We start from the raw sequence: 14,435 nt of genomic DNA on the forward strand, positions 1-14,435 counted from the left end.
ATTAGTGTCCTTCTCCATAAGCTTCGATTGCTGCTTCGCGAGTGTCGCGCCAAGCATCCCAATGACGTTTAAATTGCCCTTGTAGCTGGGCGAGTGTTCCGGTGCGCAGGTACTTGAGCACCCCAAATCGTGTCACCAGCAACTTGGGTTGTCGCTCAGCTGCCATGCTGTGACTGCTTTCAAAATCATCAGCCATGCCGGATTCAAGCAGGCTCGTGGGAGACCCTTCGACGCCCGTAAGAATGACTACCGGTGGCGGTGAAGGCCCCAAAACAGCCATTAGCTCATCCGCAACAGGCCTCGCGCCGCTGTGATCGCCGGATATGCCTGACCAGTTTTTCAAAGCGATGCTGAGAACTTCCCCAATATTTGGGATTTCGCGCCAGTTGCCATCGTCATTACCGATCGCGACGCACACTAGAAGCAGCATCAAAATGGCGGTTTCCATTAGATCTGCAGTACGAGGCCCTATGCGCAGCGCGTGCTTCCCGTCCAAACCTTCTGTTTTGGGGTACATCATTTGCTCAAACAGCGAATCACGCGCAGCGGCGTCAGCTGTAAGCTCAGCGGCCCAAGAGCGCCACTTCGGTTCCAATGCTGCCAGTAATGGCGTGTCGGATACCGAGTTCAACCTGGCCGTGATGCGGGCTTGCAGCTGCTCCCACACAAGATCATTCATTGCCCTGTGAAGCTCTGAAGATTCATCTCGCGTCTCTAGGATCGTCGAGAGCTCTCGACCCGACGCACAGGACAGTGCTTCTGAATTGTCTATCCAAGGAAGCTCATCAAGATCATTGATGCTGATCCCTAGCGTCCTACCCAACTCGTTCCCGGCGCCTTGTCGCCAGAGCGGCTCACCCAAAAGCAGGCAATGGCTCCCGCTTTTCAAGTGCAGAGCTAGGCGAAGGATAGCCGAGGGGAGGGCCACTGTATTTGGTATGGGCGGGCAATAGGTAGCGTGCAGCCGCAGCTTTCTGTTGTTACCGCCCGCTGTCCAGTGGTGACCGACAACTTCCGTGGCAGCATGGAGTACTTGCAGGCTCGTCGTACCATTTAGGTTGTGGGTACCGGCGACCATCCAACTCGACCCAGCCTGCGGCTTAATTAGGTATTGCGTCCAGGTCACAGCATCTGACCGGCGTGCGTCTTTGAGATGGTTGGCCATCGCATGACAGCTGATGGCGTTAACATCCGTCGCACTTGTAGAAATGTACCCCACCAGCTTCTCAAGGGTTGCCCGCGAATCATTAAAGTGTCGTCCTAACAACTCGCACGCACGATCTTCAAGGTTCTCTTCGCTCCCAACGGCATGAATCGTGAGTGTACGCATCGTTTGTCGAACGTGATTCCAGTCGGTAAAGCCGCACCAGGTCGTCAACCATTTGTAGACATTTTGCGTTGGGGTATCGGGGCGGCTGGAGAGGGCGGCCAAGTCAAGGCCATCCTGCTTGCAGAGTCGACAAAACTCATGCAAGTGGTTGGCGGTGATGAAGTCACTCCGCTTGCCCTTGAGGGCGACTTCTAGGCCAAGCAGGACAAGTGAGAAGGCACGGGCTGGCTGCTGCTTGGACTGGGGTGTGAGACTCCAGGCAGACAAGCTCTTCATGGCCTTATCAAGCTCAGAGTCGATGGCGCTATCGGGCGGGACAACTGGCGTTGAACTTGCTGCTGCCTTACTGCCTGCCTTGGGTATATAGGATTTGATGTAGTCGGCTTTAACGATGTGCTTATCGCAAAAGGGGGTCGTCTGCCGCTTGATCTGGAAGTGCTCGTAATGTTCATCCGCATGGTAAATGACCACGTCATCCCACTCACCGATATCGCCCTGTTCGGCGCCGATCAGCAACGGTGCAGTACGTCCATCTAAGTATTTGTCCATCATGTCCGACAGATGCCGAGCAATTACCAACTTTTCGTAGCGGCCTTTTTGCTCAAGCCGGAACCTTCTTATCATTCTGAATCCCTTCAAGCATTTCGGTACCCAAGGCACCAATGGCAGGTGGCCACATAGTAGCGAGACGGCTTGGCCGAAGGAACAGGGTTCTCGAGGTTCCCCGTATTCAGTAGAAGCTGGTTTTAGAGTCCAGCCTGCGAGCATTCAACTCAGCGCTGTAAGAAAGCTGCCTGGTTCAGGCTTGTTACGACAGGGTGCTTTTGGCCGATTTTTGCCTGTCACGAGGGGAAGTAGACTTCTAGAACCAGTCGTTCGGATGCGTCAAGGGAATCAGTGTCGATTCATACCGCCGCCTGCATGCACTCAGAATCAGTTTCGTCTACTTTGCGGTAGCGTTCGTTATCCTCAAGCCTCTGAAAGCTGGATAGGTGGTTCGCGACATTAACCTTGGTGTGAGCACATTTCCCCCAGACGTTTTTGCAGCTCTGTTTGTGTCTGGGCGGAGCTGAGTCCAAGGTCTGGTGCGCAGGCAATTAGATGTTGCGCCGAGCCCTTTGCCCAGCCTTGTACATCGTCATCAAGGGCAATCCAGTGCCGTAGTTTTGATCGGGCAGCGTAGTGGCAGATCTGGTCGTATCTTGTCTTTCCGTCCCATTGATTTTCATCCGCCCAGCCTTTAGCCATCGAGCTGTGCCACGTGGCACCGATAACTCGTTCTTGCAGCTCGCGAGGCAGATAGCAAAGTGCTCGTTTATAGCCAAGATGCCGGACCCAGCTGGTGCTTAATACCAGCGATGTCGTTGGAAAATCATCGAGAAGATTGGCAAGAATCGGCGCCCACATGAAAAGCGTACCTTCGGCCTTCAGTGTCGGCCCTTGGCGGCTCAAGTAGACGGCGTCAGGGTGTAAGACGCCATCAAAATCAAGGAAAAGGATATGCGTATTCTTCTGCACTGGGGTTTCTCCCTTGAATGGCCCTAACCAACCAGCTTGGGCCCGATGGGTCATTGTAGTGGTCTAATGAAATCGGACACCCATTTAGGCGAGAATGCTCGCCATATCGAGGTGTCAGATGACCAAACAACGTCGTGTTTTTTCCGCTGAATTCAAACGCGAGGCTGCCGACCTCGTACTCAAGCAAAATTACAGCTTCATTGAAGCCTGTCGCTCGCTCGGCATTGGCGAGTCGGCCCTGCGCCGTTGGGTTAGTCAGCTTCTGCAGGAGCGCACTGGCGTCACCCCGCAGAACAAGGCGCTGACCCCAGAGCAGCAAAAGATCCAGGAGCTGGAAGCCCGAATCGCCCGTCTCGAACGAGAGAAATCGATATTAAAAAAGGCTACCGCGCTCTTGATGTCGGAAGATCTCGAGCGTTCGCGCTGATCCATCAGCTAAGCGACCATGAACCTGTTGATTGCTTGTGCGAGGTGTTCGAAATCCCCCGTTCGACTTACTACGCCCATCGCCTCAGGCGGCGATCTGCGGGCATCGAGAGAATTCGATTACGCAGTCGAGTCAACGAACTGTTCACCCAGAGCCGAAGCGCTGCTGGCAGCCGCAGTATCGTGTCGATGATGCAGGAAGATGGCGAGCAGATCGGGCGTTTCAAGGTGCGTGGCTTGATGCGGGAACTGGGGTTGATCAGCAAGCAGCCGGGCTCGCATGCCTACAAAAAAGCAACGGTCGAGCGGCCTGACATTCCAAATACACTGAATCGTGAGTTTGATGTTCCCGAGCCAAACAAGGTTTGGTGCGGTGATATCACCTACATCTGGGCGCAAGGGAAATGGCACTATCTGGCTGTGGTTATGGATCTCTACGCTCGCCGGATAGTGGGCTGGGCGTTGTCAGGGAACCCGGATGCTGACTTGGTCACCAAAGCGCTGGATATGGCCTATGAGCAACGCGGGAAGCCTCAAGGACTGCTGTTTCATTCGGATCAGGGGTCCCAATATGGAAGTCGCCACTTCCGCCAGCGTCTGTGGCGGTATCGCATCGGGCAGAGCATGAGTCGTCGGGGCAATTGCTACGACAACTCGCCGATGGAGCGTGTATTTCGGAGTTTGAAAACCGAGTGGATACCTTCAGTGGGTTACATGTCGGTTCAGCAGGCGCAACGGGACATCAGCCATTATTTGATGCATCGCTACAACTGGATACGGCCTCATCAATTCAATGGCGGGCTAACGCCCGCTCAGGCCGAGAAAAAACTTAACGTCGTGTCCGGGATTAGTTGACCACTACACATTGCGTGTTCTCCGGTCTTTTCTGGCCTTTTCTGCGGGAGCGAAGTTATTGCCCTAAACACATGAGATAGGGTATCAACGAAAAGCTTAAGAGCCATGGCATAAGCTCAATAATTCTCAACTACAGCTCATTGAAACGCAAAGCGGGAAGTTAGGAGATTGGTACCATGACTGTCATAGAGCAAGCTGTAGACGTACTGCAGAAGGCCAAGAAGGTGGTCTTTTTCACTGGCGCTGGTATCTCCGCCGATAGCGGTATCCCCACGTATCGCGAAAAACTTTCTGGATTCTGGGCAGGATACGATCCGAGGGATCTAGAGACGGCCAAGGCCTTTGGGGAAAACCCAGCACTGGTATGGGGATGGTATTTATGGCGGCGGTTCCGAGTCGCTCAAGCAGAGCCAAATGCAGCACATCTTGCGGTAGCTCGCATGGCTGACTCGCAACGCCAGGTTTCTGTTATCACCCAGAATATTGACGACCTTCATGAGCGAGCCGGGTCGTTGGATGTTGTGCATTTACACGGCAGTTTGGCAATGCCTAAGTGCTTCGCCTGCCATCGGCCCGCAGTTGTACCACCAGATCAATCAGCTGTGCCGGTTAATGGCGCTTTGATCGAGCCTCCTAGGTGCCCGCGCTGTAACGGCAAAATGCGTCCTGCCGTGGTCTGGTACGGAGAGGATTTGCCGCCCCAGGCTTGGAAGGCCGCAGTGCTCCTGGTGAAGGATTGCGATCTTCTGATCTCAGTGGGCACCTCTGGCATAGTCAGGCCTGCCGCAGGTCTACCCAACCTTGCATTGGAATCTGGAGCTTCAGTCATTCATGTGAACAAGGCTGACGTCGCAATGGGTGTGGAGAAGGAGTTCATGCTGTTGGGGTCTGCTGCCGAAGTACTGCCGATGCTGCTCGAGAGGATAGAGACGAGTAAGTCCTGAGGACTTGAGCTTTGAAGCTGCGTGTTGAGCACGCGTTCCTGACCTGGCCAGTTGGCCGCTACGGGCATCAGATGTGTGTTGGCGGACGCTTACGAATAAGGGCTTATAGGGAATTATAGAGCGAGCGATTCTGTCGCTTGCGCCGCTGATGGATACTTACCCGCAGCACTGATATGTCAACGACTAATCTACCCCTTCGTGAAACTGCCACCCGAGGTAAGGTCTGAGAGGATGTTGGTTAATCTATAATCGGCAGTTGGTCACTTCCGATACGAATGTAAACAGAAATTCATTAACGGATCTACGAAAATAAGTTTGTTAAGAATGAATGGAAGTTTTCTTCGTAACACCAGCTTCACAAATTATTAATTTTAACTAGGTGTTGTATGCCGTCTGAAAGTTTGTGATTTAATTTTCTTGTAGTATTTTTGATAATAGTTTCCTTGTTGTTAAATAGTAACCTTTGTTTTCCAGTAACCGCGAAAGCGCGGGAATCAATGTGAATATCTCCGTTTTATGAAGCTTTAATTTTTGATCTGCGCGGCGAGTTAAGGTGATAACTAGGTCTGCGAGTTCATAGTCACGCTCATGCCAATCAATGTTAGAGTAGTTTCCGCGACGACCACTTGGTAAATCCAGAGTTTTTGTGAGCAGCCACTTTTTATCATTTCTGTACAGCCATGCGTAAGTGTTTGGAATTATTAAGCGAATGCTCTTTGCTGTAGTATCTGGGTGTGCCGAAATAGTAGCTTGCCATTCTGCGCGATATTTAATTAACGTCGATTTCTGACGCAGTTCAGTTCGTGAATTCGCTACCGCTGGCTCTGAGCGGAGTACTCTATTTACAGTGCAAATAGAAATTCCAAATTTGAAACAGATTGACTCTTTAGAATTTCCATTCCGCAAGCATTCCAAGATTGCGCTTCGAATTTGTGGTTTGAGCTTTTTTGGTTTTCTGAGATCTTTTTTGTCGGCAGCTTTTTCTAACAGTCTCGTATCCATGATTTCAGCCTTGGCACTGTTCTGGTGTTTGGTTTGAGATATCTGTTGGTGGGGTGAGCTATCCAAGCAATCGTAAGCATCGATGAATGGGGCAAGTCGACCAAACAGCCACGTGATTAGCGTCAGGTGCTTGAGCGGATGGCAATGACCTCGGGGGGAGCGAGTCAGTTGATGGATGTAAGATTCAGCTCTCTGCCGCGTGGTGGGCAGGGAGGTGAGTGGAGGGTAAGGCTGAAGCTGCGATGCGTACTCAGCGAAGTCAATGAAGACTCTTATCCTCTCCGGTTCAGAGATTCCTCGTTGAGCGAGTGCCTCTTTATAAACTGATCTCACCGTCATTGGATGGAAACGCCCGGAAACACCGCAACTTGCAAGATCCAGAACTCCCTTACCTAGCTGCTGGAGTGCCTTTTGAGCTGTGGCGGAAGGTACTGGCGACGTTGCCGCGGCAAGAGAAGCTTCGCTTGGCAACACCCATTGGAAGCTGCCCGACCATTGGCGATTTACAGTACTTTCTCTCAGCATCAATCCATGGATAGGACACAAAACGACACCAGGATACTGATGTGATAAATGCCAGTAAGCAATGCCGTGACTGGTCTGATCATTTGACATACAAGCGATGCAGGCTTTCAAAGGATGCTCTGCGCCGAAGCGTCCCGTCAAAAGCCCTAAGCGATACTTAATCGATCCTATTTGGGCACTTTTTACGGTTTGAAATACGTCCGCGATCTGTGGATCTGATTGGAATGGAAAAAATATTGGGAGAATCGTGTGTTCTCGCATGATTGACAGGGAATCCCCCCAAACCGCTTGCGCTAGGCTATTCAGGGCGTCGAGGTTGCATGGAAAATCATGGGTAAAGGCACAACGATGCTGGCCGAATAGCCAAGCTAAAGTATCTGAAGCTTTCAAATGCCCCAAAAATTGGTGCTGACGACAGCAGAGGCTGTAGAAAGTCTCGTCCTCAAAAAAGTGCAGGACAATATCGCGACGCTGTGCGCAGGAATTATTCATGATTTCGGCCGTTAGTTATCAATGCTTATGATATATATGTCGACGTTCTTCACGAAATTCTGTGTTGGAATAAAAGCCGCGTGCTAATAGCATTTACTTAATAACAAAGTTAATAGCCATAAGGATCTTGGTTTAAGCTTTGCGCGTAACTCGAAGATTTTGGCGCGTAAATCATCGAAGCTTTTGATGACGGAACTATTAGGCGCCAGCACAGGAGCAGCATGGGGAACTTTTTGGTTGTCAGCAGGTAATTTCAAGCGGTAACATGTTTCTCTTTAACCGTAGATAGAGCGTCCATGTGGACACCGGCGTGTACCTAAATCGATTAAAGCTTATTGTGGAACAAGTACGTGAGGTACAAACTCTGCAAGTGCTGTGGTACATGCTCTAAAGTAGGTGTGGTACAAGTTCTGCAAGTGCTGTGGTACATGTCTATAAGTGAAAGGTGACAATTTGTTAGGAGGAATTAAAATGAAGTCTAGCTAACCGTAAAGCTAGAAGTCAGATAGACAAAGGCCCAAGTTCGAGCTTGGGCCCTTGTGGATAAGTCAGATTTGGTGCCTGACGAATCCATTGTCTATTCCATACATGTGGGGCGTCAAGTCCCGCACGACTTCGTTCGTCCACAAGATGCCACGTGTTATCCACAGCGATGCGCGTGTGCACCTGCCCGCTGGGTATGGAGTTCGTCATACGCCATATTTGTTATCCCCAGCCAAGGCGGAAGGACGTGCTTAAATGACATTGGAATTACCAAGATGAAACTGCAGGATAAATTTGCTCTGATTATGGGCCGTCAAGGTCGGTTCGAATGGGGACATGAGTACATTCCGTCGACGCTAGCGGTACCCCGTGAAGCCCCTAAGGGCTCGCGGATCAGTAGGCTTCATAGCGCAAAACTCGGCCGTACATTGCACGTTCTCTCAACTCCTGAACGGGTGTTTGCTCAACTTGCACTTTGTCATACAGACCTTCTCGATATCCATGAACAAAAAATGCTATGGCCATTTAGCTCGGGGCATCCCCTTCGTGGTCATCCACTGACAAGAGGCACTTCTCCTCGCCCTGTACGTGGAACGGTAGAGATAGCCAAGGAGATTGGTTTCAAGCACCACGAAATCGTGGTTGAAGGCCCTGATGGCAACCGACACAGGATGCCCTTTCCTTACCAGGGTGACCTGCTTCTATACATGAAAGGTCATGACGGCATCCCTTATGCCGTTAATTGGACCGTCAAAGACCGCGAGGATGCATTTCGCGAAAGGAGAGGCACAAGGCCAAAGACTCCAATCCAGCAGAAGAAGGATCGCGACCATGCCGAGCTCAGGACTGAGCTAGAGAGAGCGTATTACGCTAGCGCAGGTGTCAGAACGGTGCAGGTTTCTCTTGATAGGGTCGAACAGGCAGTCATTGCAAATCTGAACATGCTTTTCGTAATGCATGACCTCCCGCTAAGTCATGAGAAAGCGTTGCTTGATGAATTCAGTGCTGATGTCAGAGCGGCGGTCCTTGCCGGAAACCCGGTGGCGCATGTCGCGATTAAATACGGGGCACGGTGGGGCTTTCGTGACCAGTTCATCGCAAGGTTCTACCAAGACATTTGGGATCGAAAGCTGTCGGTTAATTTTTTCAATCCCATTCACATCGACCATCCAGTTTCCACTGATGGTGGCGATCTTTTCTCCGTTTATGGCTCGCTCTTTGAGGAGTCGGCGCCATGATGACGGGGTCTCGAATTATCGCGCCGGAAGGGTTTCTCAGCCTTTCGAAGGGCGTCACCTATTACTTCCTAAGCAGTAACGGCAACCGGAACCGGGTTAGGCTCGTGATGTTCAGTGACGATGGCAAGGAGTTGAGCACCCATCTGATCACGTTATCCAGGATCGAGTTTGAAGATGCACTTGAAAACGGGTGGGTGTTAGAAGACGGTCCTGGTGAAAAATTTCCTCCTTGGCTTGCACCCATTGAGGGTGTGTCAGTAACTCACTTGGAGGGCCGAAGGCAGTCAGTAAAGGAGAGCTACGACCAGAAGGTCAACCGGCGATTCGTGGCTATTTCTGACCTCGTTGCACGGAGGGACGAGATTTTAGCAGGTGATAATCCAGACGCTCTTATCAATGTTCATGCCAAAGGCCAGCGGCCGCAGCAGAACGCAGCCCGAGTTAGGTTGTGGTTCTACACCTATATCACGTTTGGACATAACAAATGGGCGTTGATGCCACCCCTGCACCGGCTTGGCGGTTGGAATCGGGAAGATCCCTCTCGTGTACGAAAACTAGGCAGGCCGTCTCCGAAAGGAAAACGACACGGATACCCGTCTGACGCGAGTATGAAAAGAAAGATTCTCTCTGGCTTTCTGAAGTTCAAATCAGCACATAAAACAAAGAACGATATTTATAACGACGTTGTTACCCGCGAGTTTGGATGCGTTGTTGCTGAGGGTGAAAACCATAAAGAATATGTGCATCCTGATGGTAAGCCATTCCCGACATTCAACCAGTTTAAATATTGGATTGGAGAGCTCATAAGTCCCAAGGCACTCAAGCGTGCATTGAAAGGGCAGCACAAAGCACGAGCTATTTCGGGGTCGGAAGGAAGTTTCGCTGAGAAGCTTATTAATGTAAATCAGAGTGTTGAGTTTGACGGATACAATATTTCTGAAAAGCTGACCGGTCTCACAGAAAGAAGCGCGGTTGATAGCTTTTGCGTGGTCCGTGCTGTGTGCGGTTTATCGGGGGCTGTATTGGGCGTCGGATTTTCGGAGGGCAGAGAAAATATGGATGCTTACAAAATGGCCCTGTTCTGCATGGCTATTGGTAAGGTGAAGTTTTGTGAGTTGTTTGGCATTGAGATTAAGCCTGGGGAATGGCCAAGTGAAGGATTGTCCGGCGGTATTGTGTTTGATCGAGGGCCAGGGGCAGGCTACGACGGTGAGCCCAGCATTACTTGGCTCAAAGCTTTCGAACTGACTCCCGTATTTTCTGGGCAGTCGAAGGCGACTGTTGAGTCTTCTCATCCGAGGAATAAGAAGTCCTTGGACCAACCAACGCACTTTCATAGTAAGTTAAATTTCGTTGAGATGGCTAAACGTGAAATTTTTCGAGTCATTTCCGACAATCACACCTCCGATGCAGGAAGACGGATGGATGAAGAAATGTATCTGGCCGGCATAAAACCGACTCCATTTGATATTTACAACTATTGGAGTTGTCGAGGTCGAGACTCTTCGATTGGGATGCAATTTGATACCGCAGTCAAAACTTTTCTAAAAAATTGTCCCGCAAAAATACGAAAGGACGCAGTCTATTTCTATGGGCGTAAATATAGATCTCAATCCTTGGTAGCGACTGGGGTATTTGACAAGGTAGCCATGAAAGGCGTTATTGAAACGTCTGTTTTTGTTTTGACAATGTGTGTTCGGCACATATGGATTGAAGTTAATGGAGTTTTATATGAGTTAGATTTTGTGCGAACTGCAAGCACTCATGCTGGCGCCGAGGATATTTCATTGCGTGATCTGCAGGAAATCGATCAGGCGCGACGAAAGGCAGCTGCAGCTCTTCGGGATGAAAGGCCCGCGGTTCAGCAGGATTTCAAGGATCGATTCAAGCGAAATACTGGAGAAGATTGGGATAGTGGCGAGCGTAAACTTGGAAGGCCGGCTAAAGGCGGGGCAGCCCAGCGGGACGTGGCTGACTACGATCGCTTTAGGGGAAAAGCCAAATGAACCAGTCAGTTGAATCTCGGTTCGACGGGTGCTTGGATGCAGAAAAGATCCGAGGCTTGATAACAGTTAGACCCGAACCGGTAGGCTGCTTGAGCGCCATGGATTCTGTTATCGCCGCAGAGGCCTTAGCAGAAGTTTTGATGAAAATATTTCTACCGAACCAATTCTCTTTGGATTTCATCAAGGAGATGGCGGGACGAGCATCTCTTCATAGCAGTAAGCTTTTTGCAACCGAAAGTGAGTACGTCTCAAGAATATACAACCCGCCAGAGGTAGAAGTATCACCAGTATGCTTAACGGGATTGGCTGGTGTTGGAAAGAGCCAAACGATTGCAGCGTTGAGAAAAATCTTGCCACAGCCCATGGATTTTACCTGTGATCATTATCACGGGGCCGTCAAACTGATTTCACATTGGTATGCGAGTGCGCGTGGTAAGGCAGGTGGCAAGCAGCTACTTACCGATTTCGTGCTTGGGAGCGAAGAGTCCGGTGGACGCTGGAATTTGTCAAAGCTGCTCGTAGAAAGCCGCAGACGAGCTAACCGTGACGGGATCTCATTGGTTGTTCTTGAAGAGACGCAGCACATTAACACTGGTTTGGGTGCATCCAAGGTCACTGACATTCTGCTGACGATGGCTGCCATTGGACCTCCCATGATCTTCGTGTCCAATTATAGCCTCGTGCATAAGCTGCTCCGTCGTAACAGTGAGGATAAGCAGAGGCTGCTCTCGGAGCCTCGGATCATGTTGCCGGACGAGCCTGAAAGCCAGGACTGGAAAGATTACGTCGCTGAGTGCATCAGGGTTTTTGGGGGGCACATTCAGACCGACATCGACGACCTTGCTGTGGAGCTTTACCGTTCTACTTTCGGGATCAAACGGCTTGCCGTCCAGCTTCTAAAGCTCGCTTATATTGAGTGCCGTAACGCCGGTCGAGAATATGTGATTCTCTCTGATATCAGCCGGGCATATTGTGCCAGTGAGTATTCCAGCAATTCGAAGGAAGTCGAAGAGCTGCATTTTCAAGCACTACAACCTCGGTCGACTGGTCGCCATCTGGATCTGCGTTGTCCCTTCGACCTGCCAATTGAGATGAAGTCGAATGTGGTGAAATTCGCTCGTGCGGATCGGGATAATCGTGTGATCGCGAAGGTTTTTGATTCGGCACTCAACGAAAATGAGCGGTCGGTGATGAAAGACATCGACCTGATACCTGGTGACGTTGCACGCCCGCTTAAGCCAGTCCGGCGCCCGACGGTGCTGAAGGCGACGGATGAAGAGTCGAATAGAGCTTTTCAGGACTACATAGACTCAATGTCGCTGCCGTCTAACCCCAAAAAGCCAAGATGATGAGGTTTACGGGGGCTACCTGTTTCCACGATCTGGCAGTGGTGTGTCAGCCGATCCAGCAACGCTGTATGAGCGCGTGGGGGATACATAAAGGCCGCAGAGGGGAAGGCTGCGATTCTCTCCCTGGAAGCTCACACTGCATTGATGAGGCAGATCGACTTAGCTCAGAAGGACTTCTAGTGCGAGCTGCTGGCGCTGTCTTACGCAATGAAAATGACTTTCGCTGACAGAGTGGTTGGGGGGCATCACAAAGGGCGGGTGTAGAAAACGAAGCCCGGATGAACGCTTGCGCTGTATCCGAACTCCGATTGGAGAGCTGGATCAAACATGGAGAACTATGGGAAAACTATACAGAATGCTATCATTTCGACTATATCGGTGACTTTCCCAATTCACTGGGCCGTCTAACCGCAGTCTATTTCGTAAGCGCATCTACCCACGGAGGGCTGATCATGACTGATATTCAAAGCATCTATTCCGCCCTCCACAGCCAAGGCCTGACCAAGAGAAATCTGGTCAGTCTTATGCCCGAATGGTGGTCACCCGAGATTGAGGCGACCCCAGGAGCCGCACAGCGGGCCAAGCTTTACCTGGCTAAGGCATTGAGCCTTCAAATCCGGGCATTCAGCGAGAGTCCTCCTCGCGTGGCCTTCGATTTGCCTGTCGAAAAGCGGTTCAAGCTGTCCTCTAGGACATCGGAAAGCGATGTCGCTGTGGCTGTTGCATTGGCGAAGAGTGCTTCCCGAATCGCTCTGGGTTCGATGGACAACGATTACTCTCCGCTACCGAAAAGCGCGGCGCAGATTCGTTCTCAGATTCTCGCTAGCGGGGCGCCGTGGGTCGGCCTGACCCAGCTCCTGGACCTCTGCTGGAGCAGTAGCATCCCTGTCCTCCATTTGGCTTCCCCGCTGCTGGGAAAGAAAAAAATGGATGGCATCGCTATGTCGATCAAAGGCAGGCCATCCATCGTCCTGTCCAACGTTCGTAAGCAGGGCTTCTTGCTGTTCCATCTCGCCCACGAGCTTGGTCATATCGCTTTAGGACATCTGTCTGAGAACGGTGCGATTGTGGATGACGAGATCACCAAAGAAGAGTCCGAGGAAGGACGCAATTCTCAGGAGATCGAAGCTGACCGTTTTGCGATCGAGCTATTAACTGGGAATGCTGATACCCGATTGGTCCTGCCAAGGCTCATCAAAGCAAACGCGCTTGCTGATATCGCCACTCGGTTCGGAAGAGACCGGCAGATTGATCCGACACATGCAGTGCTGAACGTTGCCCACAACAACCCGAAAATCTTCGGACTCTGTGTGGGTGCGGTCAAATCGATCTCAGGACCGCTCACTGATCAAGATCTGATACGTGAACGTGCATTGAGCAATTTGGCTGATGGGCTTGATCCTGACAGCGAGCACCTGCTTCGGACTCTTATCGCATAAATGATCGTGCTCGCTGACAATGATGTCCTGGTAGCACTGGCTCAATGCGATCTCGTCGATGAGGCGTTGACGGTGCTCAATTGCAGCTTTACGGACTGCTATGTGCTTGGCGAGGCGCCTTACTCGCTTTACTTGAATAACCCAGCCAAATGTCTGGATAAGCGTCTGGGCAACGCGTCCGCGTTCGGTCGGCTGTGCCAGATGGTCGAATCCTGCAAAAAGCTGGGGGTGGCTCAAGAGAATCTCGAATTGCTCGAGCAGTTGATGCCTCTCGATGGCGTGCACGACGGCGAATTGCAGCTGACCCTACACGCAGAAAATCTCCACTCGCAAAGCACGAGTTTCACTCTGACCACCGGGGATAAGATTTTTCTAAGCGCTATCTACGAATCCGACTGCGAGCTCGCCAAGGCCATCCTCTACCAGCGAGTTGAATGCCTGGAATCGTTGTTGGTGAAGGCAATCGGCATTTACGGCCACGAGCACATCACCACAAAGGTTGGCTACGGCAAAGAAACGACCACGAATGCGAAGAAATTCGATACCGTCTTAAACATGGCGTTTGGTAATGGCAGGGCCGAGCAGCACACCTTGGACTGCTTGAACCATTACATGCCCGCCCGGTGCTTCCTGCGTCCTTGATGCCTTCTGCATCGCATCGTCAGCTTCAACCTCTCTGACCACTGCCTGCGAGCCGAAACGGTCGGTACATTCAGCTTCTCAGCATTTGCGTTCGGGCCGAGCCTTCCAGCAAATCACCGGTCTGGCTCCTACCTAATTCAGGCTCAGCTATACCTGTTCGACTTGAGGAGTACGTTCGTCCGTGGA

10 protein-coding genes are annotated in these 14,435 nt (G+C 51.2%); 7 read left to right on the forward strand and 3 right to left on the reverse strand.

What is annotated here, in order from left to right; translation table 11 throughout:
• Position 1: 1 nt before the first annotated feature.
• Both VSQ83_RS24785 and VSQ83_RS24790 read right to left on the reverse strand, forming a co-directional pair.
• Positions 2-1,954, reverse strand: a complete 1,953-nt coding sequence (locus VSQ83_RS24785; RefSeq protein ID WP_326427792.1) for an ABC-three component system protein — start codon at positions 1,952-1,954, stop codon at positions 2-4.
• A 381-nt stretch (positions 1,955-2,335) separates the two neighbouring features.
• Positions 2,336-2,848 carry an HAD domain-containing protein gene (locus VSQ83_RS24790; RefSeq protein ID WP_326427793.1) on the reverse strand — a complete coding sequence of 171 codons (513 nt, stop codon included), beginning with the start codon at positions 2,846-2,848 and terminating at the stop codon, positions 2,336-2,338.
• Positions 2,849-2,966: 118 nt separating this feature from the next.
• Between VSQ83_RS24790 and VSQ83_RS24795 the strand changes: the two genes are divergently transcribed.
• A protein-coding gene (locus tag VSQ83_RS24795; RefSeq protein WP_326427794.1) for an IS3 family transposase occupies positions 2,967-4,129 on the forward strand; the annotation gives its coding sequence in 2 pieces (ribosomal slippage) (positions 2,967-3,222 and positions 3,222-4,129; 1,164 coding nt in all).
• Between the two features lie 176 nt (positions 4,130-4,305).
• Complete coding sequence (locus VSQ83_RS24800; protein WP_326427795.1) at positions 4,306-5,073, forward strand: SIR2 family NAD-dependent protein deacylase; 768 nt, start codon at positions 4,306-4,308, stop codon at positions 5,071-5,073.
• Between the two features lie 408 nt (positions 5,074-5,481).
• Here VSQ83_RS24800 and VSQ83_RS24805 read toward each other — a convergent pair whose 3' ends face one another.
• The gene (locus tag VSQ83_RS24805) at positions 5,482-7,092 is read right to left on the reverse strand and encodes a TnsD family Tn7-like transposition protein (protein ID WP_326427796.1); all 1,611 of its coding nucleotides are present in this window, start codon (positions 7,090-7,092) and stop codon (positions 5,482-5,484) included.
• Between the two features lie 758 nt (positions 7,093-7,850).
• Here VSQ83_RS24805 and VSQ83_RS24810 point away from each other — a divergent pair.
• The 5 genes from VSQ83_RS24810 to VSQ83_RS24830 all read left to right on the forward strand — a co-directional run bounded on the left by VSQ83_RS24810 (position 7,851) and on the right by VSQ83_RS24830 (position 14,249).
• Positions 7,851-8,813, forward strand: a complete 963-nt coding sequence (locus tag VSQ83_RS24810; protein WP_326427797.1) for a hypothetical protein — start codon at positions 7,851-7,853, stop codon at positions 8,811-8,813.
• Complete coding sequence (locus VSQ83_RS24815) at positions 8,810-10,819, forward strand: transposase (protein WP_326427798.1); 2,010 nt, start codon at positions 8,810-8,812, stop codon at positions 10,817-10,819. The genes VSQ83_RS24810 and VSQ83_RS24815 overlap by 4 nt, the downstream gene beginning before the upstream one ends.
• Positions 10,820-10,917: 98 nt before the next feature.
• Positions 10,918-12,168 (forward strand): transposase, encoded by a 1,251-nt coding sequence (locus VSQ83_RS24820; RefSeq protein WP_326427799.1) that lies wholly within the window; start codon positions 10,918-10,920, stop codon positions 12,166-12,168.
• Between the two features lie 452 nt (positions 12,169-12,620).
• Positions 12,621-13,607 (forward strand): ImmA/IrrE family metallo-endopeptidase, encoded by a 987-nt coding sequence (locus VSQ83_RS24825; protein ID WP_326427800.1) that lies wholly within the window; start codon positions 12,621-12,623, stop codon positions 13,605-13,607.
• A complete protein-coding gene (locus VSQ83_RS24830) occupies positions 13,608-14,249 on the forward strand; it encodes a hypothetical protein (protein WP_326427801.1) in 642 nt (213 codons plus the stop codon).
• Positions 14,250-14,435 lie beyond the last annotated feature (186 nt).

The organism is Pseudomonas sp. DSV-1 (genome assembly GCF_035830915.1).
In the GTDB taxonomy this organism is placed as follows: domain Bacteria; phylum Pseudomonadota; class Gammaproteobacteria; order Pseudomonadales; family Pseudomonadaceae; genus Aquipseudomonas.